This window comes from Streptomyces colonosanans (genome assembly GCF_001866645.1).
Taxonomy (GTDB): Bacteria; Actinomycetota; Actinomycetes; order Streptomycetales; family Streptomycetaceae; genus Streptomyces; species Streptomyces colonosanans.
The window spans coordinates 77900-98647 of record NZ_MLYP01000027.1 but is presented as its reverse complement, the minus strand read 5'-3'; the positions used below and the strand labels follow the sequence as shown (position 1 = coordinate 98647).

General features: G+C 70.2%; 18 protein-coding genes. 13 read left to right on the top strand and 5 right to left on the bottom strand.

Annotated elements, in window-relative coordinates:
• Nucleotides 1–19: 19 nt before the first annotated feature.
• From BIV24_RS10605 to BIV24_RS10580, 6 genes are read left to right on the top strand one after another with little or no spacing between them, the layout of a single operon-like run.
• Nucleotides 20–1873, top strand: a complete 1854-nt coding sequence (locus tag BIV24_RS10605) for an ABC transporter substrate-binding protein (protein WP_071365980.1) — start codon at nt 20–22, stop codon at nt 1871–1873.
• On the top strand, nt 1866–2939 hold the full coding sequence (locus BIV24_RS10600; RefSeq protein ID WP_079168143.1) for an ABC transporter permease: 1074 nt from the start codon (nt 1866–1868) through the stop codon (nt 2937–2939). Before BIV24_RS10605 ends, BIV24_RS10600 begins: the two co-directional genes overlap by 8 nt.
• Nucleotides 2936–3832, top strand: a complete 897-nt coding sequence (locus BIV24_RS10595) for an ABC transporter permease (RefSeq protein WP_071365979.1) — start codon at nt 2936–2938, stop codon at nt 3830–3832. The genes BIV24_RS10600 and BIV24_RS10595 overlap by 4 nt, the downstream gene beginning before the upstream one ends.
• The gene (locus BIV24_RS10590; protein WP_071365978.1) at nt 3832–4866 is read left to right on the top strand and encodes an ABC transporter ATP-binding protein; all 1035 of its coding nucleotides are present in this window, start codon (nt 3832–3834) and stop codon (nt 4864–4866) included. Before BIV24_RS10595 ends, BIV24_RS10590 begins: the two co-directional genes overlap by 1 nt.
• Nucleotides 4863–5867 carry an ABC transporter ATP-binding protein gene (locus BIV24_RS10585; protein ID WP_079168142.1) on the top strand — a complete coding sequence of 335 codons (1005 nt, stop codon included), beginning with the start codon at nt 4863–4865 and terminating at the stop codon, nt 5865–5867. Before BIV24_RS10590 ends, BIV24_RS10585 begins: the two co-directional genes overlap by 4 nt.
• Nucleotides 5864–6808, top strand: a complete 945-nt coding sequence (locus tag BIV24_RS10580; RefSeq protein WP_071365977.1) for a S66 peptidase family protein — start codon at nt 5864–5866, stop codon at nt 6806–6808. Before BIV24_RS10585 ends, BIV24_RS10580 begins: the two co-directional genes overlap by 4 nt.
• A 64-nt stretch (nt 6809–6872) precedes the next feature.
• Here the strand turns inward: BIV24_RS10580 and lysA are convergent, their stop codons facing one another.
• Nucleotides 6873–8144 carry a diaminopimelate decarboxylase gene (gene lysA / locus BIV24_RS10575; RefSeq protein ID WP_071365976.1) on the bottom strand — a complete coding sequence of 424 codons (1272 nt, stop codon included), beginning with the start codon at nt 8142–8144 and terminating at the stop codon, nt 6873–6875.
• 273 nt (nt 8145–8417) lie between these two features.
• On the opposite strand from lysA, the gene BIV24_RS34305 reads away from it, so the two are divergent.
• Genes BIV24_RS34305 through BIV24_RS10565 form a run of 3 tightly spaced genes read left to right on the top strand, consistent with a single transcriptional unit; the run spans nt 8418 to nt 10887 of the window.
• Complete coding sequence (locus tag BIV24_RS34305; protein ID WP_177198676.1) at nt 8418–8591, top strand: hypothetical protein; 174 nt, start codon at nt 8418–8420, stop codon at nt 8589–8591.
• Nucleotides 8588–10120, top strand: a complete 1533-nt coding sequence (locus BIV24_RS10570) for an N-acyl-D-amino-acid deacylase family protein (protein ID WP_071365975.1) — start codon at nt 8588–8590, stop codon at nt 10118–10120. The genes BIV24_RS34305 and BIV24_RS10570 overlap by 4 nt, the downstream gene beginning before the upstream one ends.
• Entirely contained in the window at nt 10114–10887 is a 774-nt protein-coding gene (locus BIV24_RS10565; protein WP_071365974.1) for a serine hydrolase, read from the top strand. The genes BIV24_RS10570 and BIV24_RS10565 overlap by 7 nt, the downstream gene beginning before the upstream one ends.
• A 22-nt stretch (nt 10888–10909) precedes the next feature.
• Here BIV24_RS10565 and BIV24_RS10560 read toward each other — a convergent pair whose 3' ends face one another.
• Nucleotides 10910–11851 (bottom strand): LysR family transcriptional regulator, encoded by a 942-nt coding sequence (locus BIV24_RS10560; protein WP_071365973.1) that lies wholly within the window; start codon nt 11849–11851, stop codon nt 10910–10912.
• 35 nt (nt 11852–11886) lie between these two features.
• On the bottom strand, nt 11887–13740 hold the full coding sequence (gene asnB / locus BIV24_RS10555; RefSeq protein WP_071365972.1) for an asparagine synthase (glutamine-hydrolyzing): 1854 nt from the start codon (nt 13738–13740) through the stop codon (nt 11887–11889).
• Between the two features lie 185 nt (nt 13741–13925).
• Between asnB and BIV24_RS10550 the strand changes: the two genes are divergently transcribed.
• Complete coding sequence (locus BIV24_RS10550; RefSeq protein ID WP_071365971.1) at nt 13926–14639, top strand: TetR/AcrR family transcriptional regulator; 714 nt, start codon at nt 13926–13928, stop codon at nt 14637–14639.
• 109 nt (nt 14640–14748) lie between these two features.
• Here the strand turns inward: BIV24_RS10550 and BIV24_RS10545 are convergent, their stop codons facing one another.
• Together BIV24_RS10545 and BIV24_RS10540 are read right to left on the bottom strand one after the other, a co-directional pair.
• A complete protein-coding gene (locus BIV24_RS10545; RefSeq protein WP_071365970.1) occupies nt 14749–15078 on the bottom strand; it encodes an antibiotic biosynthesis monooxygenase family protein in 330 nt (109 codons plus the stop codon).
• A 148-nt stretch (nt 15079–15226) separates the two neighbouring features.
• On the bottom strand, nt 15227–16285 hold the full coding sequence (locus BIV24_RS10540; protein WP_245766743.1) for a sulfite oxidase: 1059 nt from the start codon (nt 16283–16285) through the stop codon (nt 15227–15229).
• A 548-nt stretch (nt 16286–16833) separates the two neighbouring features.
• Between BIV24_RS10540 and BIV24_RS10535 the strand changes: the two genes are divergently transcribed.
• Genes BIV24_RS10535 through BIV24_RS10525 form a run of 3 tightly spaced genes read left to right on the top strand, consistent with a single transcriptional unit; the run spans nt 16834 to nt 20660 of the window.
• On the top strand, nt 16834–17475 hold the full coding sequence (locus BIV24_RS10535) for a (2Fe-2S)-binding protein (RefSeq protein WP_071365969.1): 642 nt from the start codon (nt 16834–16836) through the stop codon (nt 17473–17475).
• Between the two features lie 12 nt (nt 17476–17487).
• Complete coding sequence (locus BIV24_RS10530; protein ID WP_071365968.1) at nt 17488–18468, top strand: FAD binding domain-containing protein; 981 nt, start codon at nt 17488–17490, stop codon at nt 18466–18468.
• The gene (locus BIV24_RS10525) at nt 18465–20660 is read left to right on the top strand and encodes a xanthine dehydrogenase family protein molybdopterin-binding subunit (protein ID WP_071365967.1); all 2196 of its coding nucleotides are present in this window, start codon (nt 18465–18467) and stop codon (nt 20658–20660) included. Before BIV24_RS10530 ends, BIV24_RS10525 begins: the two co-directional genes overlap by 4 nt.
• The last annotated feature ends 88 nt before the right edge of the window (nt 20661–20748 follow it).

Here is a 20748-nt window from a genome sequence, read left to right as displayed (position 1 = left end):
CTCGGAGACCGACTTGGCTGTGCGTGAGACCCCTGGATTCCGAACGGCCCTGGCCGCCGCCGTCGCTGGTGGCCTGCTCCTGGCCGGCCCCGCCGCCCCCGGCGTGACGAAGGCGGCCGCGGCTGCCTCCTCTACGGGCACCTCGTCTGGCAAGACCCTGCGGGTCGCGATGGACGGCTCGGGAGTGGACACGCTGAACCCGTTCACTTCGTTCTTCAACGGCGCGCTCGACATATTCGGCAGCATCTACCCGACGCTCACCTCGATCGACGACAGCGGCGCCCCCAAGCCGTACCTGGCCACGTCGTGGACGCTCTCTGACGACCACCTCACCTGGACCTTCAAGCTGCGCGACGGCCTGAAGTGGAGCGACGGAAAGCCTCTGACCGCCGCCGACGCGGCCTGGACGCTTCACCTCATCATGACGAACGACGTCGCCGCGACCGCGAACGGCACCCTGGTGGCCGGCTTCGACACGGTCACCGCGCCCGACGCCACGACGCTGGTCATCAAGACCAAGAAGCCGAAGTCGAACGTCACTTACAGCAGCATCCCCTTCTCCGGTATCCCGATCGTGCCGAAGCACATCTGGGAGTCGCAGGTGGCGGGCCTGAAGGACTTCAAGAACGACTCGTTCCCGGTCGTCGGCTACGGGCCCTGGATTCTCACGGACTACAAGAACGGTCAGTACGCCAAGCTCGACGCCAACAAGTCCTTCGTCCTCGGCGCACCGAAGTACGACCACCTGATCGAGCAGATCTACAAGGAGACCGACGCCGCCGTTGCCGCCCTGAAGTCCGGCCAGCTGGACTACATCAGCGGCGTCAATGCGACCGAGTACGCCTCGCTGCAGCATGTCGACGGTGTGCAGACCGCACAGGCCGTCGGCCACGGCTGGGTCGGCCTGGAGCTGAACCCCGGCGCCAAGACCCGCACCGGCAAGCCCATCGGCACCGGCAACCCGGCGCTGCACGACCCGGTGCTGCGCAGAGCGATCGCCCTGAGCATCGACAAGAAGACCCTCGTGACCAAGGTGCTCAACGGGCAGGGGCAGGTCGCGGAGGGTTACCTGCCCCCGGCATGGCCGCAGTGGAGCTGGCAGCCGGCTCCCGGCAAGAAGCAGAGCTACGACCCTGTCGCCGCCAACAAGCTCCTGGACGATGCCGGTTACAAGCGGGGCCCCGGCGGCACCCGCACCGACCCCAAGACGGGCAAGCCGCTGAACCTGCGTCTGGGTATCCACTCCGACGACTCTGCCGACGCGGCGATCTCCCGCTACCTGGTGGGCTGGCTCAAGGTCGTCGGTATCAACGCGAAGATCCAGGCGATGAGCATGAGCGCGCTCAACAGCGACCTGGGCAAGGGCAACTGGGACATGCTGATGGACGCGTGGACCACCGGCCCGGACCCGACGTACCAGCTCGGCATCCAGAGCTGTTCGACGCTACCGAAGGACGACGGCACCGGAGGCAACACCGACTCCTTCTTCTGCGACCCCGCCTACGACAAGTTGTTCGCCAAGCAGGCGACCCTCTTCGACCCGGCCGAGCGGGCCAAGGCCGTCGGCCAGATGCAGGAGATCCTCTACGAGGCCGACGTGGACCTGATGTTCTACAACGCCACCACCAAGATCGCGGCCTCCTCGAAGGTCGGCGGCCTGATCACCGGCAAGCCGAACGCCGACGGCTTCTACCCCGCCCAGCAGACGTTCTGGAGCTACTTGAAGGCCACCCCCGCGTCCGCCGGCGCGTCCGCCTCCTCCTCGGGCGGCGGCAGCACGGGTCTGTGGCTGGGCATAGCCGGCGCGGTGATCGTGCTCGGAGCGGGCGTCGCCGTCGTCCGCCGCCGGGCAGGAGCGGACGACCGTGAGTAGCCGCCCCGCCCTCGCCGAGCCGCAGACAGCCGAGGCGGCCGGGACCCAGGCCAAGGCCCGCACCGGACGAAGGCCGCTGCGTCTGCCCAGGCCCGGCTACCTGGTCTCCAAACTCGCCGCGGCGGTCGTCAGTTTCGCGGTCACCCTCGTCATCGGCTTCTCTCTGTTCAACCTGATGCCCGCCGACCCGGTCCGTACCATGACCCGCGGCCGGCCGGTCAGCGAGGCCGAACTGCTGCGGCTCAGAGTCCAGTTGGGCCTGGACAAGCCGGTCTGGGAACGATTCCTCGACTTCGTCAACGACACCCTGCACGGCAATCTCGGATACTCCTGGGAGTACCAGCAGTCCGTCGCGTCGCTGACCATGGACCGCCTCGGCCCGACCCTGCTCCTCATGGGCACGTCCTTCGCCATCTCGGTGGTCCTCGGTCTCTGGCTCGGGCTGCGCAGCGGATGGCGCGCGGGCAGCCTGTTCGACCGCATCACCTCCGCCACCGCACTGACCCTGTGGTCGGTGCCGACGTTCTGGCTCGGCATGATCCTGCTGATCGTGTTCAGCGTCGGCGTCGGCCCGTTCCACGGATTCCTGCCCACGGCCGGGATGAGCGATCCGACCCTGCCGCAGACCGGGATGACGCACTATCTGGACGTTGCCAAGCACCTGATCCTGCCCGCGCTGACGATGGTCCTTGTCGTCTACGCGCAGTACGTGACGATCATGCGTTCCTCGATCATCGAGGAAATCGGCAGCCCCTACCTGCTGACCGCGCGGGCCAAGGGCCTCATGGACGCCGCCGTGCGCCGCAAGCACGCCCTGCCCAACGCCCTGCTGCCTTCCGTGACCATGATCTTCATGCACCTGGGGACGCTGATCAGCGGCGCGGTCACGGTCGAGGCGATCTTCTCCTGGCCGGGCCTGGGCGACCTGACCTTCGCGGCCCTCAAAATCCCCGACCTGCCGTTGCTGCAGGGCACCTTCATCGTCTTCAGCGCGAGTGTGATCATCATGAATCTTCTGGCGGACCTCGCCTACCGGTTCCTCGACCCGCGGGTGCGTGACCAGTGACCGCCGCACAGACCACCGTTGCGGCCCTCCCCACCCGGTTCGCCGGCGCCCGCCGCTTCGCGCGTGCCTTCCGGGGCCGCCCGTCCGGTGTGGCCGGGCTGGTGATTCTCGTCGCCTTCTCTCTTCTGGCCCTGGCCGCACCGCTGTTCATCGGCGATGACGAGCTCGATGTCACCAAGGTCGACGGCCCGCTGCTCGCACCGCCCAGCGCCCACTACCCGCTCGGCACCGACCAGTCCGGCCGCAGTGTCCTGCTGCTGCTCATCTGGGGCTCCCGGGAATCGCTGCGCATCGGCGTCATCGCCACCGTACTGACGGTCGTCTTCGGCAGCGCGGTCGGGATCATCGCCGGACACTACGGCGGATTCGTCGGCCGGATCCTGATGCAGGTCACCGACTGGTTCATCGCGCTGCCGAGCCTGCCCCTGGCGATCTCGCTGGCCGCGGTCCTGGGCCAGGGCTCGATGTCGATCACCATCGCGATCGCCGTGACCTCCTGGACCGCGACCGCACGCCTGGTCCGTGCGCAGACGCTGGCCGTCGAGGCCCGGCCGTTCGTCGAGCGGGCCCGCGTCCTCGGCGCCGGAGACCGGCAGATCATGGTGAAACAGGTCCTGCCGAACGTGATGCCGCTGATCCTCGTGTCCAGCACGCTGACCGTCGCCGGATCGCTGCTGTCCGAGGCGACGCTGACGTTCCTGGGGCTGGGCAACCCGGCCGACGTCACCTGGGGCGAGATGCTCCACGAGGCCTTCTTCGGCGGCGCGTTCACCGCCGGCGCCTGGTGGTTCCTGCTGCCGCCGGGTCTGGCGATCCTCGCGGTGGTGCTGGCCTTCACGCTCACCGGCCGGGCCGTGGAGTACGTCCTCGACCCGCGGATGGAGAAGAAGTGATGACCACCGACACCGTAAAGAACGAACCTTTGGCCACCGAGGACGCCGAGACCGCGAGCGCGCTGCTCGACGTCCGCGATCTGCACGTCAGCTACCGGCAGGGCGGCCGGACCGTTCCGGCCGTACGCGGAGTCAGCTTCTCGCTCGCCCCCGGCGACACCCTCGGCATCGCGGGGGAGTCCGGGTGCGGCAAGTCGACCATGGCGCTTGGCCTGCTGCGTCTGCACGGCGCCAAGGCGCAGGTCAGCGGCGAGGTGCTGTTCCGCGGCGAGGACCTGCTCACGACGACCTGGTCCCGGCTGCGCGCGGTGCGCTGGGCCGGGGCGTCGGTGGTGTTCCAGGGCGCGATGAGCGCGCTCAACCCGGTGCGGACCGTGCTGGAGCAGATCGTCGAACCGATCGTCCTGCACGACAAGGTGAGCGCGAAGGAAGCCGAGCGCCGCGCCGCCGAACTGCTGGACAGCGTCGGCATCCCGTCCCGGCGTATGCGCAGCTATCCGCACGAGTTCTCCGGCGGGCAGCGGCAGCGAGTGATGATCGCCATGGCGCTGGCCTGCCGCCCGGACCTGATCATCGCCGACGAGCCGACGACCGCCCTGGACGTCATGGTCCAGGCGCAGATCCTGGAACTGCTGGCCGAGCTGGTCCGCGAGTCACGGATCGCGGTCATCATGATCACCCACGATCTGTCGCTGCTGGCCCACACCTGCGACCGGCTGGCCGTGATGTACGCGGGGCGGATCGTCGAACTCGGGCCGTCCCGGCAGGTGCTCGACAGCCCGAAGCACCCGTACACCCGGGCTCTGTCCCGGGCGTTCCCGACGATCGGCGACCCGGCCTCCCGGCTCGCCCCGGCGGGCCTGGCCGGCGACCCGCCGCGACCCTCGGAGGTCGGCGACGGCTGCGCCTTCGCGGCACGCTGCTCGGAGGTCACCGAGGCCTGCCGCACCGGGGAGATGCTGCTGTGGCCCGCCGGGCCCGGCCGCTCCGCCGCCTGCCTGCGCGTCCGCCCCGATCACGGAGGTACGTCGTGACCGACATCGACACCCGGACACCCGCCCTGGAGGTCCGCGACCTGTCCGTCGTCTACCCGGCGTCCGGCGGCCGCGGCCCGGCGCGCGCCGTCGACGGCGTCAACCTGAGCGTCGGCCAAGGCGAGATCGTCGCACTGATCGGCGAGTCCGGATGCGGCAAGTCCACGCTCGCCCGGGCGCTGGTCGGGCTGGTGAAGCCGACCGGCGGTCAGGTGCTGTACCAGGACACACCGCTGGACTACTCGGCGATCGCCCTGAAGCAGTACCGCCGCCACACCCAGCTGGTCCTCCAGGACCCCGGCGGCGCCCTGAACCCCAAGCAGAACGTCTATGACGCCGTGGCCCTGGGACCGCGCCTGCACGGACTCACCGACCGGCTCCCCGAGACCGTGCGCAACGCCCTGGCCCAAGCCGGACTGCGGCCACCGGAGGACTTCTTCGGCCGATACCCGCACGAACTGTCCGGCGGACAGCAGCAGCGCGTCGTCATCGCCGGTGCGCTGGCTCTGAACCCCTCGGTGATCGTCGCCGACGAGCCGGTGGCATCGCTCGACGCCTCGGTACGCGGGGAGATCCTCAAGCTCATGCTCCGGCTGCGCGACGACCTTGGCCTCTCGGCCCTCGTCGTCAGCCACGACCTGGGCTTGGCCTGGAACATCGCGGACCGTGTGGCGGTGATGTACCTGGGCCGGATCGTGGAGCAGGGCACCGTCGAGGAGGTCCTGCTGCGACCCCAGCACCCGTACACCCAGGCGCTGTTGTCCGTCATTCCCAGCGGTGCCGAGGACTGGCGTCCGACGCTGCTGACCGGCGAGCCGCCGGACCCGACCGCGATCCCGGCGGGCTGCCGCTTCCATCCGCGCTGCGGTCGCTGGGCCGCCGCCTCGGCCGACGAACGCGCGGCGAGCGGCTGCGACCGCCGCGAACTCCCCGTCCTGGCACCTGACGCGTCCGCCGCCGCCTGCCACCTTCTCAGCCCGACAGCCTTGGAGACCGCATGACCCTGCTTCGCCCGCCCGCGCTCAAGCCCGGCGACACCGTCGCCGTGCTCTGTGCGAGCTCACCCGTCGACAACCAGGAGCACCTGGAGTCGGGGCTGCGCGCCCTGAGGTCCGCGGGCCTTCAGCCGGAGGTCTTCGCGTCGGCCCGGGACACCGGGAGCATGTACGACTACCTCGCGGGCGACGACACCCGCCGCGCGGAGGACCTGACCCGGGCTCTGACGGACCCCCGGTACGCGGGGGTCTTCCTGGCCTGTGGCGGCTACGGCTCGCAGCGGACCCTGGAGTTGATGGACTGGGACAAGGTCGACGCCGCCGTGCCGAAGGTCGTCGTCGGCTACTCCGATGTGACAGCGCTGCTGGAGGCGCTGGCGGTCAAACTCGGCTGGGTGTCGCTGTTCGGGCCGATGGTCGCGTGCAGCGGGTTCTGGGAGGGGCCCGAGGAGTACGACTTCAAGGAACTGATGCAGCTTCTCCACACGCCGTCGAGCGTGAAGGAGCTGACGTTCCCGGGGGCGCGGACGCTGGTCCCGGGCGTCGCCGAGGGCCTGACACTGGGCGGGACCGCGACGCTCATCGCGGCCAACTTCGGCACCGACACGTCGTATCCGGCGCGCGACGCGATCCTGTTCCTGGAGGACGTCGACGAACTGCCGTTCCGCATGGACCGCATCATCACCCAGATCCGGCGCTCGAAGAGCTACCTCGACGGCGTGGCCGGGATCGTCCTGGGCACGTTCACCGAGTGCGGCGACCCCGAACACATCGACCGGATGCTCGCCGAGCGCTTCGGCGACCTCGGCGTGCCGGTACTGATGGGCGTGAACATCGGGCACAACACACAGATGCAGACGTACCCGATCGGAGTGCGGGCCCGGCTGGACGCGGACAACAGGACGCTGACCTTCCTGGACCAGGTACTGACCGATCCGGAGGCGTGACCGCTCCCAACTGGTCGGGGCCTGAGTACGCATACTCAGGCCCCGACCGTTTCGGTACACGGTGTCACACGTACAGCCGCAGCAGGTCCTCCTCGGTCTCACGGCGGACGATCGTGCGCGCCGCGCCGTCGCGTACGGCGACGACCGGCGGTCGCGGGAGAAGGTTGTAGTTGCTCGCCGCCGAGCGCTGGTATGCACCCGAGCACGGAATCGCGAGCAGGTCTCCCGGGCGTACGTCGCCCGGCAGGTCGACGCCGTCGACCAGGATGTCGCCGGTCTCGCAGTGCTTGCCGACGATCGTGAAGGTCTCGGGTGCGGCGTCGCTCGCGCGGGACGCGACGACGGCCGTGTACGCGGCGCCGTACGTCGCCGGACGCGGGTTGTCGCTCATGCCGCCGTCCACGCTGATGAAGCGGCCCTTGACCGTACCGACCTCGTAGACCGCGACCGTCGTCGGCCCGACCACCGACCGGCCGGGCTCGAGGGCGATCCGCATGTCCGGGGGCACCACCGCCCCCAGGACCTCGGCGAGTTCCGCCGGGGTCGGGGCGGTCTTCTCGCCCGGCAGGTAGGGGACGCCGAGGCCACCGCCGAGATCCAGCTTGCCGATCGTGACACCGTTCTCCTTCTCGACCTCCCTCAGGAAGCCGACCATGCGGTGCGCGGCCGTGGCGAAGGAGTCGAGGTCGAAGATCTGCGAGCCGATGTGCGAGTGCAGGCCGACCAGGTCCAGGGCCGGCTCGGCCAGCACCCGGCGGACCGCCTCGGCCGCCTCACCGGAGGCCATCGACAGCCCGAACTTCGTGTTCTCGCCGCCGGTCGCCCACGAGGCGTGCGTGTCCGCGTCCACACCGGGCTTCACACGGATCATGACGGCCTGCCGGACACCGAAGGCGCGCGCGATGTCAGCCACCCGCTCCAGCTCCTGGAACGAGTCGAGGACGATGCAGCCGATGCCCCATCGGACGGCATCGCGGATCTCCGCCACGGACTTGTTGTTGCCGTGGAAGACCACGCGCTCGGCGGGCATCCCGCCCCTGCGCGCCACAGCCAGTTCGCCGCCGCTGCACACGTCGAGCGACAGCCCCAGTTCCCGCAGCCAGCCGACCACCGCCGGGGCCAGGAACGCCTTGCCGCCGTAGTGGACGTCACCGTCGGGGAACGCGCCCATCCACGCCGCGCAGCGCGCGCGAAAGTCGTCTTCGTCGAGAACGTAGACCGGCGTGGCGAACTCCGCTGCGAGTTCTCGTACGCCGAGCCCGCCGAGGCGGAGTTCACCGCCGGCCCAGTCCGCTGTCCGCGGCCACACCTGATCCGTCACTGTGTTGCTGCCCATGCCGCTCAAGCTAGGGAACGCGCCGGCGCCAACCGGTGAAGCGTCGAGGAACTGCGCGCTGAGGGTCGATTCCGTCGCCGGGGCGGCGGCGTTGCAGCGGAGGGAGCCACGTGGTGAGCCGTCACCATGGCTGCCATCGACCGCCCGGCAAACAGCCGAACAGGAAATGGTGAGTGAGCCGCAAGGTTTTCGACGCTCCGGGCGAGGGCACCACCTGCCGCTGCACGCTGGGTGTGTCCGTGCAGGTCACCGAGTACTCCCGTGAGGAAGCCCATGCCCCCGAATCCGACCGCGGTCCTCGCGCGCCAGGCGCGCCGGGACCGGGCCGTCCACACCTTTGCCGGCCCGCACCGGACGCCGGGCGCGGCGTTCGACGACGCCAGCGGGGTCTGCGAGAGCGCGCGCAGCGGTGCCGCACCGGTGGCCGAACCCGGGTCGGCACGATGAGCGCCGGCCACTTCGACGTGCTGCTGCGCGGCGGGGAGATCGCGGACGGCACGGGTGCGCCGCTGGCGGCCGGGGACGTGGGCATCGCCGCGGGAAGGGTCCGGCTGCTTGCGCCGGGCACGGCCGCCACGGCCGATCGGGTCGTCGATGTCTCGGGGCAGATCGTCGCGCCCGGCTTCATCGACGCGCACACGCACTCGGACGAGACGACCCTCAACGGGACCGGGCACGAGCAGGCGCACGCCGCCGTGCTGCAGGGCGTGACCGTCGAAGTGTGCGGCAACTGCGGCGACAGCGCGTTCCCCGGACCGTATCCGGACTTCGCCGCCTTCGCCGGCGCGCACGCCTCCGTCGGCCGGGCCAACCACCTGGTCTCGCTCGTCGGACACGGCACGCTGCGCGCAGCCGTCGTCGGCCACGCCGCACGCGCGGCCACGGCCGCCGAACTCGCTGAGATGTGCCAGGTGTTGGACCGCAACTTCACTGCGGGCGCGGCCGGCCTGTCGACCGGCCTGATCTACACGCCGGGCTCCTACGCCGACACCGCCGAGGTCACCGCGCTCGCGACGGTGGCAGCCCGGCACCGCAAACCGTATGTGACACACCTGCGCGACGAGATGTCCCGTGTCGAGGAGGCGCTCGACGAGGCGGTGGCGATCGCGCGAGCCAGTGGCGCGGCCCTGCACGTCTCGCACCACAAGACCGCGGGCAAGTACGCCTGGGGCGGCACCGAGCGGACACTTCCCCGGCTGGAACGGCTGCGCGCCGAAGGGATGGACCTGACCTGCGACGTCTACCCCTACACCGCGGCCAGCACGGCACTGTCCGCGATGCTGCCGCCCTGGGCGCACGACGGCGGCCCGGCCCGCCTGCTCGAGCGACTGCGCGACGCCGGGCAGCGGGCACGCATGCGCGAGGCGATCGCCGAGGGCGTCCCCGGTTGGGAGAACACCGTCGGCAACGGTGGCTGGGACCGGATCTCGGTGGCCGGAGCCGCCCGGCACCGGGACCTTCAGGGCCGGACGATCGCCGCCATCGCCGAGGAGCGCGGGGCCGATGCCGTGGACGTGGCGGCCGAGTTGCTGCTCGCCGAGGACGGGGACGTCACGATCATCAGCCACTCGATGCGCGAGGACGACGTCCAGCGGGTGCTGAGCGCGTCGTTCTCGATGATCGGCTCGGACGGTGTTCCCAAACCGGGGCTCCCGCACCCGCGTTGGGCCGGAACATTCGCGCGGGTCCTCGGCCACTATGCTCGCGACCTCCAACTGCTGTCGATCCCGGAGGCGGTACACAAGATGACCGGAGCAACAGCGGAGCGGTTCGGCCTGGCCGAACGAGGTGTGCTGCGCGACGGCGCCCATGCCGACCTCGTGGTCTTCGACCCGGCAACGGTCGCCGACCGCGCCACCTTCACCGAACCGCTCCAGGCGCCGGTCGGCATCCGGATGGTGCTCGTCGCCGGGGCGATCGTGGTACGGGACGGTACGGTGACCGGGGAGCGACCGGGCCAGGTGCTGGCATGCTGACCGCTTTCCCGCCGCCGGAGCTCCCCGGCACGCTGACCGTCGCGGTACCCGGCCTGCTGGAGCACCGCGTGGACGAGCCGCTGCCGCTGGCGAGCGTCGGAAAGCTGCTCCTGCTGACGGAGGTCGCACGCGGCCTGACCGGCGGCGCTCTGGAAGCCGATGAGCCGGTCGATGTGCTCGACGAGGACTACTGCGGCGGCTCGGGCCTGCTGGCCAGACTCTCGCAACGGCGGTGGACCATCGCCGACCTGGCGCGGCTGACCGCGGCAGTCAGCGACAACAGTGCGACGAACGCCCTCATCCGCCGCGTCGGCCTCGACCGCGTCAACAAGGGCGCGGAGGAACTCGGGCTGACGCAGACGCGGATCCTGGACCGTATCCGCGAGCCCCGGCTGCCGGAGCACCCCCCGACCTTCTCCGTCGGCACGGCACGGGAGTTGGCCGCCCTCGCGCAGCAGATCGCCGGCCCCGCACCCTGGGCGCGTGTCGTGCTCGGCTGGATGGCCGCGTGCAGCGATCGGAGCATGGTCGCGGCGGCGATCCCGCACGACCCCGAGGACGACACGCTCCGGGATGTGCCCCTCGACCGTCTCTGGGTCGCGAACAAGACCGGGACCGACATCGGGATGCGATGCGACGTAGGCGTCGTACGCGGCACCCGGGAGGTCTGCTACGCCGTGCTCAGCGCCTGCCCGCCCGGCCGGGAGTTCGAGATGGTGCAGGCCATGCGCACGATCGGGGCACGGATCGCCGCGTTCACCATGTGACGCCCGGCCAGAACGCGTGGACTCAAGGGCGCGTACCCGCAGAGCGCCCCGGGGCAGGGGCGCTCCGCAGGTTCGACGCCGCGCTCACCAGGTACGCGATGAACGTGTCGAGCACCGGGTTCGCGTTCCCGGGCCGAGAGGCGACGCCGATCTTCCGGTACAGCCGCGGCCCGGACACCCGCGTCGTCTCCAGGCCGGTGGTGTCGTTGATGCCGAGGCTCGGCACCAGCGCGATCCCCATCCCTGCTCGTACCAGGCCGGCGATCACCTCGTAATGGTCGCTGCGGCAGCGGATGTTCGGGACGAAGCCCTCCAGTGCGCAGGCGCGCTCCAGCACCGACCGTACCGGCGAGCCCGTTCCGAACGACGTGATCCACTGCTCGCCGGCCAGCTCGTCGAGCCGGACCTGGCTGCGCCGGCCCGCCGGATGCCCGCTCGGCACCACCAGTAGCTGCGGCTCGCGGATCAACTCCCGGACCTGCACGCCCTCAGGCGGCGTCCATGGGTCGAGTGCGTGCTCGAACACCACCAGCACATCGATCTCGCCCTGCTGCACGCTGACGGCCAGTTCGTGCGGCTGCCCCTCGACGAGGTCCAGTTCGACGCCGGGATAGCGGTTGGAGAACCGCGACAGCGCCTGCGGCAGCAACCGGTACCCCGCCGAGGCGAAGAACCCTATCCGCAGGTGCCCCGAGTCGGCCCGTGACTGCGCCAGGAGGTCCTTCTCGGCGGCGTTCAGCAGCGCCAGCACCTCCTGCCCTCGCAGCGACAGACGTCGCCCCGCGGCGGTCAGCCGCAGACTCTGCGCGCTCCGCTCGACGAGACTGACCCCGGCCTCCTTCTCCAGCTGGGAGAGCTGGTGGGACACCGCGGACGGTGACAGTTTCAGCTCGCGCGCCGCCCCGGCGATGCTTCCACTCCGATGGACTTCGGTCAGAATGCGCAGGCGGTGCGTGTTCAACATGGCGGCAGACTAACCAGCTCGCGCAGAGTTGGCGATCATGCGCCGGAGCCGAGATCGAGCGTGGGCTGCTCCAGGTCGAACCAGACCGAAAGGTCCAGTGTTCGTTCCAGGCCGTTGCGGTCCGCGGTGCCGACCTCGCCGGGCTCTGCGGCGACGATCTGCCGCAGCCGGGCACGGTCGAGCAGACCCAGAGCAGGGCTGTTGTCCGACGACAGCAGATCACGGACCTGGGTCTGCAGCTCCACCACGTAGGCGGGGTCCTGGGTCGACGGGTACGGGCTCTTGACCCGCTCCGCGACCGACCGCGGCAGGAGATTCCCGGCGGCCGCCCGGAGCAGGCTCTTCTCGCGGCCGTCGAAGGTCTTCATCGACCACGGGGTGTTGAAGACGTACTCGACCAGTCGGTGGTCGCAGAACGGGACGCGGACCTCAAGACCGGTGGCCATGCTCAGCCGGTCCTTGCGGTCCAGCAGCATCCGTACGAAACGGGTCAGATGGAGGTAGCACACCTCCCGCATCCGGCGCTCCAGCGGATCGCTCTCACCGTCCAGGTGCGGCACTTCGGCCAGGGCCTCCTCGTAGCGCCGAGCCAGGTAGCCCCGCAGATCCAGACGCTCCCGCAGCCCCGGCTCGAGCACCGAAGCGCCGCCGCTGCCGTGCTGGCGCTCCAGAGCCGCCAACCAGGGGAAGGTGCCGGCGTCCCGCGCGGCCGGGTCATGGAACCATGCGTAGCCCCCGAAGACCTCGTCCGCGGACTCGCCGGACAACGCCACCGTGGAGTGTTTCCGGATCGCCCGGAACAGCAGCAGCAACGACTGGTCCAGGTCGCCCAGGCCAAGAGGCAGGTCCCGGGCCCGGACGGCTGCGGCGCGCACCTTCGGATCCGCCAGACCCTCGGGGTCGAGCACGATGTCCTGGTGGTCGGTTCCCGCGTGCCTGGCGACATCGTGGACGTACGGCGTGTCCGGCGTGGACCGCAGCCCGTCGGGGATGAAGTTCTCTGTCTGACCGACGAAGTCGACGGCGAAGGTGCGCACCGTCTCCCTCCCGCGCAACTGCTCGGCCGCCAGGGCGGTGATCGTGCTGGAGTCCAGGCCCCCCGAGAGCAGGACGCACCGCGGCACGTCGGAGACCAGTTGGCGGCACACGATGTCGTCGAGCAACTCGCGCACCCGCACCACGGTGTCCTGGAGGCTGTCGGTGTGCTCGACAGCGGGCAACCGCCAGTACGCGCGGGCGTGCAGGCCCGCTCGCTCGACGGTGACCACCGTGCCCGGCTCTACTTCCCGCATCCCCGCCCAGATGGCGTGACCGGGGGTTTTGGCCGTGGAGAACAGCTCGCGCAGGCCCTCCAGATCCACCGTGCGCGGCACCAGGGGGTTGGCCAGGACAGCCTTGGGCTCGGAACCGAACAACACGCCGTCTTCGGTGGGGGAGTAATACAGCGGCTTGATACCCATCCGGTCGCGCATCAGGAGCAGCTTGTCGGTGCGCCCGTCCCAGATCGCGAACGCGAACATGCCGTTCAGCCGTTCGGGGAGTTCGGCGCCCCATTCCAGGTATCCGCGCAGTACGACCTCGGTGTCGCTGTCCGTGCGGAAGGGGTGGCCGCGGCGGCGCAGTTCGTCGCGCAGCTCCGTGTAGGTGTAGACCTCTCCCGAGTACACCAGGACGACATCGCCGTCCGGGGTGTGCTCCGTCATCGGCTGGACCCCTCCGGGCAGGTCGATGATGGCGAGCCGGCGGTGCCCCAGAGCCGCGTGCCGGTCGAGCCAGAGGCCGTGCGCATCCGGTCCGCGGCAGGCCATCGTGGCGTTCATGGCTTCGGCGGTGGGGCGCTCCCGCCGCAGGTCACGCTGATAGGACACCCAACCGGAGATACCGCACATAGGGCACGCTCCTCCTCGTCGTGGAGAAACTTCCGTGGTGGGACACCCACTGTCGTGGATGTCCCGGGTGCGCACCCCAGGAGACCGTAACAAGGACCACAAGTCGGCGCAGCCCATGTCAGCGGGAAACCTCCGAGGGCGTAAGGTCAATACAGTTGGCATAAAGTTGGGACGAGGAGGCCGTGATGCCGAAGCAAGTCGTGCCCGAGGAGAAGCGGCGACGGCGCCGTCCCACCAAGAGCGGCACCGTGCTGTCAGAGAGCCTGATCGTCCAGACCGCGCTGCGGATGCTGCGCGAGCACGGCAGCTCCGGGCTCACCGCGCGGCGCCTGGGCACGGCGCTCGACTGCGACCCCAGCACGCTCTACCGCTACTTCCGCGGCATGGACGACCTCACCCTCGCCATCGGCGACGCCCTCATCGGACAGGCTCTGCACGGCTGGGAGCCGACGGGGGAGTGGCGGGCCGACCTGCGGGCCATCGGGCTGCGCATTCACGCGGCTTACGTCGCCCATCCGCAGGCGGCCCAACTGACCACCAGCCGCGTCACCGGCCGGGCGAACGAGCTGGCAGCGGACGAGGCGGTCCTGGAAGTGCTGCGCACAGCCGGGTTCCCGTTGCCCGAAACGGTGCAGATCTACCACGCCTTCATCGACCAGACGCTGGCCTTCGCCGCGCTGGACGCCGCCTCCCTGGCCCTGCCCAGCGCCGCGTTGCGTGCCGACGAGGACATGTGGCGCTCGACGTACGCCCGACTGCCGGCGGCGACCCACCCGCGCATCGCCGAGGCCGCGCCCCTCCTCGCCACCCGCATGGTCACCAGCGCCTATCCGGCGGCGCTGGACATGCTGCTGGAGAGTGCGGCCACCCGACTGGAACTGCTGCGCCGCCCAGCGTGAATCCCTCGCCCGGTGCGCGCAGTCCGGGCGAGGCCGCACGTGCCTCGCCGGTGTCCACGCCGGGCCGCGAGGCTCTCGCGGCCCGGCGCCGGCGACACGTGTCCGCGCGCTACGCGCTCTTCGGCGCCGCCTGCTGCACGACCTCGAAGGACCACAGAGTCGACCCGCTCGCGGCCGGCTTGGGGCGCTCACCGCTCTCCGCGCCACCACCTTGGTGGGCCGCCTTCATGGGGCCCTCCATCCACGCCTGGAAGGACTCCTCGTCACGCCACCGTGTGTAGACGAGGTAGTTGTCGGTGCCTTCGAGAGGCCTCGGGAGTTCGAACCACTCGAACCCGTCGGAGTTCTCCACGGCATGGGCGCGGGAGGCGAACCGCTTCTCGAGCGTCTCTCGCTGCTCGGCGGGGACGGTCAGTACATTGATCTTGACTACGCTCATGGCTCCATCCTGCCGCACGGCAGCCGGAAGACGCGGAGCGGCTCGTCCCGGACGCGGTTGCGCCGACGCCGTACGGATCAGGATCGGCGCGGCTGTTGCGCGGTGGACGAACCGCAGGGCACGGACACTCCGGCCGGGGCCACTGGATTCAACGGTGACATGTCACGTACAGCCGGGCCCAGGACGTGTTGGCGTACCCCCTCGGGTTCCACACGGTCGCCGGTGACTCCGGCTGGACCGCTGCGGTGGAGTCCCAGGCCCGGGCGACCAGTTCCGTCCCGCCTGCGGGCAGCGTGAGGGTGGCGCGCCAGTGCTGCCACGTCCATGGGTTCTCCGGCGCGTCCAGATCGGCGCGAATCCAGGTGCTGCCGCCGTCGCCGGACACATCCACGCGGGCCACGGTCCGGTCGTCCCCGGCGAGAGCGAAGCCGGTGACGTGGGTGGGCCCGGCCGGCACCTGTGCGCCGTACTCGGGTTGCAGGATGGCGCAGTGGATGGTGATGGGGCCCAGGGTGATGCCTTCGCCGGGTTCGGTGTTGTGCGGGTCGGCCTCGGGAGGCAGGACGCTGTAACCGGTCTGGAAGTAGTTGTCGGTCGGTTGAGCCTGGGCGGTGATGCGCTGGAGCCATTTGACGCTGCGGGCTCCGATCCAGCCCGGGACGACCACGCGCAGCGGGGCGCCGTGTGCGGTGGGCAGTGCCTGGTCGTTCATGGCCCAGGCCAGAAGCACTTCCTCGGAGGTGGCTTTCGCCGTCGGGATGGAGGCGCCGAACGGTTGTGGAGGGTCGGCCTCCTGTGACACGTCGGCGCCGGTGAAGGCAATGTGCGCCGCGTGGCCCTGCAGTCCGGCCTCGGCCAGCACCTTTGCCAGGCTCACTCCGCTCCAGCGTGCGGTGGAGGTGGCTCCCGGGCCCCAGGGCTGCTGGCCGGGGATGTCGCGGAACCGCATCAGATCGGCGCGCCGGTTGCCTGCGCACTGCAGGGTCGCCACCACGGTCCGCTGGGGGAAGCGATGCCGCAGGTCGTCCATCGACAGCTCAAGGGGGCGATCGACCAGGCCGTCCACCCGCAGTCGCCAGTTCCCCGCATCGATGCGGGGGATCGGCCCGTGATTGCGGCCGTAGAAGGTGTCCAGAGGGGTGATGTGGTCCAGGAGCGCGCCCGGGGGTGGTTCGGCGTTGAAGGGTTCCACGTCATATACCACCATGTCACTACGTTTTTCCCAGATGCCCATATGGCCACTATCTTCTAACTCGCCTGGATTGGCAGCCTTGTCGACGACTCTCGGTCGGGCCGCCGGCACCGTTCACCCCGACGGCCGGATCCGCCACAGGTGTCCCCTCAGCCGTTCACGGCCGAGGAGGACCCCTACGGCTTACCTACGCTCAGCTGTCCGGCTCGGTGGACGCCTGGCCGTGTCCGTGGCTCAGGTTGAGCCCGGGAGTGGGCTACCGCATTGTTGGTTGCGGTAGTCGTTGCCGCATGTCAGCGGCTGTCGTCGCACCCCTGTCCTGTCCTCCGCCCTGGCGGCCGCGCCAGGGCGGAGTCTCTTCCCGGGATGCCGATGACCAGGGAGAGAACGCGAGGCTCTTCCTCACATGCGCCAAGCGGCGGTGCCCGACTCCCTCACGGCCCGCTCGGGTATCTCGGCGAGCCGAGGATTTCCCCGTGCTGTGGCGGCATGTCCGCCACACGACAGGAGGGAACGCCGACGAACCAGGCCATCGACCATCCGCCGATTCGAAAGCGCACGCGATGTCCACTGAACTCAACGAACCAGTTGCTCATCCCCCCTCCGCTTCCCCGCCGGGGCCATCCCGGCGCACATTCATCGTGACGACCACCGCGGTCGGTGGCGCGGCCGTGGCGGGCGGCCTGGTCACGGCGCAGCCTCCGCCCGGAGCCGAGGAGACGGCCGCAGCCGAGGCCGCGCCCACCAGTCGCGTCACCCTGACCGTCAACCGCAAGCGGCACACGGTCACGATCGACAACCGGACCTCGCTCCTCGACCTGCTGCGTGAACACCTCGGGTTGACCGGCTCCAAGAAGGGGTGCGATGCAGGTGCCTGCGGCGCCTGCACTGTCCTGGCCGACGGCCACCGGGTCAACTCCTGCCTGACCTTGGCGGTGCGCCTGGAAGGCGCCGAGATCACCACCATCGAGGGCCTGGCCGACGGCGATCGTCTGCATCCGCTGCAGCAGGCGTTCATCGATGAGGACGCGTTCCAGTGCGGCTACTGCACCCCCGGCCAGATCATGTCGGGCATCGGCTGTATCCAGGAGGGCCACACCGGCTCCGAGGAGGAGATCCGGGAGTGGATGAGCGGCAACATCTGCCGCTGTGGCTGCTACGTGAAAATCGTCCGAGCGGTCGAGCGGGCCGCGGGCGGCAAGTGAGGGACGGTCTCCATGTACCCCTTCTCGTTCACCAAAGTCTCCGACACCCGTGAGGCACTCCAGGCGGGCCGGCGCGGGGGTCGGTACGTCGCCGGTGGCACCACTCTTGTCGACCTCATGCGCGAGACCGTCGAACGCCCCCACGCCCTTGTCGACATCAGTGCCCTGCCGCTGCGCGAGATCACGGTCACCGAGCGCGGGGGCCTGCGCATCGGTGCACTCGCACGGATGGCCGAGACCGCCACCCACCCCGTGGTGCGTCGCTCCTATCCTGTGATATCCGAGGCGCTTCAGCTGGGCGCCTCCGCACAACTGCGGAACATGGCCACCATCGGCGGCAACATCATGCAGCGCACCCGTTGCACGTACTTCCGGGACGTGACCGCCGCGTGCAACAAGCGTGAACCGGGCTCGGGATGCGCCGCACTGCACGGCTTCAACCGCAGTCACGCGATCCTGGGCACCTCCGACCACTGTGTGGCCACCCACCCCTCCGATGTCGCTGTGGCCTTCGCGGCGCTGGAGGCTGTTGTCCACCTGCTGGGTCCGGACGGCGAGCGCGGTGTCCCCATCGTCGAGTTCCTGTTGCGGCCGGGAGACACCCCGCAACGTGAACAAGCCCTTCGGCCAGGCGAACTGATCACTGCGGTGGAGATCCCGGCTCATCCGCGTCCGCTGAAGTCGGGCTACCTGAAGGTGCGCGACCGGCAGAGCTACGAGTTCGCCCTGGCCTCGGCGGCCATCGCGCTGCACCTGCGGGGCGGGGTGATCCGCGAGGCCAAGGTCGCCGCCGGAGGCGTGGGCACCGTGCCGTGGAAGCTGCCCGCCGTCGAACAGCGCCTCATCGGCGAACGCCCCTCAGCAGCCCTGTGGGCCGACGCAGCCGCGCGGGCAGCGGACGGAGCCCGTCCCCTTGCGCACAACCGTTTCAAGGTCGAGCTGCTGGGGCGCACCGTCGAGCGCCAGCTGCGCACCCTAGGAGGTACTCGGTGAGTCCCCAGCCGCAGTCAGCCGTCGGCGCGCCGCTGTCCCGGGTGGACGGGCGGCTGAAGGTCACCGGCAAAGCGAAGTATGCCGCCGAACATCACGTCGACACGGTGGTGCACGCGGTCGTCGTCGACAGCAGTGTCGGCCGTGGCCGCATCACCGGCGTCGATACCCGAGCCGCCCTCGCCCAACCCGGCGTCCTGAAGGTCATCAGCCACCTCAATGCACCCAAACTCGCCTATCGCGAGAACGGGAGCTCCAACAACCCGCCCGGTGAGCGGCTGCACGTCTTCCAGGACGACAAGGTCCACTTCCACGGGCAGCCGGTCGCCGTCGTGCTGGCCACCACGCTGGAGGCCGCCCAGCACGGGGCGAGCCTGGTACAGGTCCGCTACGACGCCGAGCGGCCTTCGACCGACCTGGCCAGGGCCCCGGCGCACGACCCTGTGACTTACGCGCGCGGCGACGCGGACAAGGCCATGCGGTCCGCCGCGGTACGCCTGGAGATGACGTACCGGACCGCCCGCACCCACCAGAACGCGATGGAGCCGCACGCCACCATCGCCCGCTGGGACGGCAACAGGCTCACCGTGTGGGACAAGACCCAGTGGGTCGGTGGCACGCAGACGGAACTCGCTGCCGTCTTCGGCATCCCGCGGGACGCTGTGCGGGTCATCTCGCCGTTCGTCGGTGGCGCATTCGGCAGCGGCCTGAGGGCCTGGCCGCACGTCACCATCGCGGCCCTCGCCGCCCGCGTGGCGGGCCGCCCGGTCAAGCTCGCGCTGACGCGCAGGCAGATGTACTTCGGTACGGGTTACCGGCCCGCGTACGAGTGCGGCGTGCGTCTGGGCAGCGACCGGCGCGGCCGACTGACCGCGATGGTCCACGACATCAAGGCGGAGACCTCGACCTACGAGGACTTCCAGGAGGACGTCCTGGCAGCGGGGCAGATGCTCTACAGCATGCCGAACGTCCGCCAGGCGTACCGGAGGGTGCCGCTGGATGTGAACACGCCGCTGTACATGCGCGGTCCCGGCTTCGCCACCGCCGCTCACGTCATCGAGTCGGCGATGGACGAACTCGCCCACCACCTGGGCATCGACCCCGTCGAACTGCGTCGGCGCAATGAACCAGCCGCTGACGAGTCCACTGGCCTGCCGTTCTCCACCCGCCGCCTGCGCGAGTGCTACACCACCGGTGCCCGTGAGTTCGGGTGGCAGCGCCGCAACCCCGAGCCCCGCTCCACCCGCGACGGTGACTGGCTGATAGGCACCGGCATGGCCGCCGGTGTCTACGAGACCGTCCGCAAGGCGGCCAAGGCCCGCGTGCGGCTGGATGCCGACGGCACTGCCCTGGTCGAGGCCGCGACCAGCGACATGGGCCCCGGTACCTACACCTCCATGACCCAGGTCGCCGCCGACGCCCTGGGCCTGGCCCTGCGCAACGTCACCTTTCGGCTCGGCGACACCCTCATGCCGCCGACTCCTCCGCACAGTGGCTCCATGACCATGGCAAGCGTCGGCTCCGCCGTCCAGGCCGGCTCAGACACGGTGCGGCGGCAGGCGATCAAGCTCGCTGTCGAGGACGTGCGATCCCCTCTGCACGGCGCGAACCCCGGCGACGTCGTCGTGCGCGGCGGCCGGCTGCACCTGAAAGACAATCCCGCACGCGGAGAGACGTACCAGCGGCTGCTCTCCCGCAACGAGCGCACCCACCTCGAGACGGTCGGCTCCTTCGAGCCGCCGTCGGGGCCGGAGCGGTTCTCGCTGTACGCCTACGGCGCGACGTTCGCCGAGGTCGCCGTGGACGCCCGCCTCGGGCTGGTGCGGGTGCGGCGGGTGCTCGGCGTCTACGACGCCGGCCGGATCATCAGCCCCAAGCTGGCGGACAGCCAGGCATTGGGCGGCATCGTGGGCGGCATCGGCACGGCCCTGCTGGAGCACACGGTCACCGACCACCGCGACGGCCGGATCGTCAACGCCAACCTCGCCGACTACCTTGTCCCCGTCAACGCCGATGTCCCCGACCTGCGGGCGATCTATCTGGAGGGTGAGGACCGCGAGGCCGACCCCATCGGTGTCAAGGGGCTCGGCGAGCTCGTCCACATCGGCGTCGCGCCCGCCCTCACCAACGCGGTCTTCCATGCCACCGGCCGCCGGATCCGCGAACTGCCCATCACAGCTGAAGTGCTGCTGTGAGTCTCCGGGTGGCCGGTGAGCGGCTCGGCCACCCGCAGACTCCTCACGGCACGTCCGCGGCCGGACACCTGAGCGGCCCGGCTGCGCA

Coding starts and splice junctions, on each gene's coding strand:
- BIV24_RS10590 (WP_071365978.1), top strand. CDS start 3,832: ATGACCACCGACACCGTAAAGAACGAACCTTTGGCCACCGAGGACGCC.
- BIV24_RS10580 (WP_071365977.1), top strand. CDS start 5,864: ATGACCCTGCTTCGCCCGCCCGCGCTCAAGCCCGGCGACACCGTCGCC.
- lysA (WP_071365976.1), bottom strand. CDS start 8,144: ATGGGCAGCAACACAGTGACGGATCAGGTGTGGCCGCGGACAGCGGAC.
- BIV24_RS34305 (WP_177198676.1), top strand. CDS start 8,418: ATGCCCCCGAATCCGACCGCGGTCCTCGCGCGCCAGGCGCGCCGGGAC.
- BIV24_RS10570 (WP_071365975.1), top strand. CDS start 8,588: ATGAGCGCCGGCCACTTCGACGTGCTGCTGCGCGGCGGGGAGATCGCG.
- BIV24_RS10565 (WP_071365974.1), top strand. CDS start 10,114: ATGCTGACCGCTTTCCCGCCGCCGGAGCTCCCCGGCACGCTGACCGTC.
- BIV24_RS10560 (WP_071365973.1), bottom strand. CDS start 11,851: ATGTTGAACACGCACCGCCTGCGCATTCTGACCGAAGTCCATCGGAGT.
- asnB (WP_071365972.1), bottom strand. CDS start 13,740: ATGTGCGGTATCTCCGGTTGGGTGTCCTATCAGCGTGACCTGCGGCGG.
- BIV24_RS10550 (WP_071365971.1), top strand. CDS start 13,926: ATGCCGAAGCAAGTCGTGCCCGAGGAGAAGCGGCGACGGCGCCGTCCC.
- BIV24_RS10545 (WP_071365970.1), bottom strand. CDS start 15,078: ATGAGCGTAGTCAAGATCAATGTACTGACCGTCCCCGCCGAGCAGCGA.
- BIV24_RS10540 (WP_245766743.1), bottom strand. CDS start 16,285: ATGGTGGTATATGACGTGGAACCCTTCAACGCCGAACCACCCCCGGGC.
- BIV24_RS10535 (WP_071365969.1), top strand. CDS start 16,834: ATGTCCACTGAACTCAACGAACCAGTTGCTCATCCCCCCTCCGCTTCC.
- BIV24_RS10530 (WP_071365968.1), top strand. CDS start 17,488: ATGTACCCCTTCTCGTTCACCAAAGTCTCCGACACCCGTGAGGCACTC.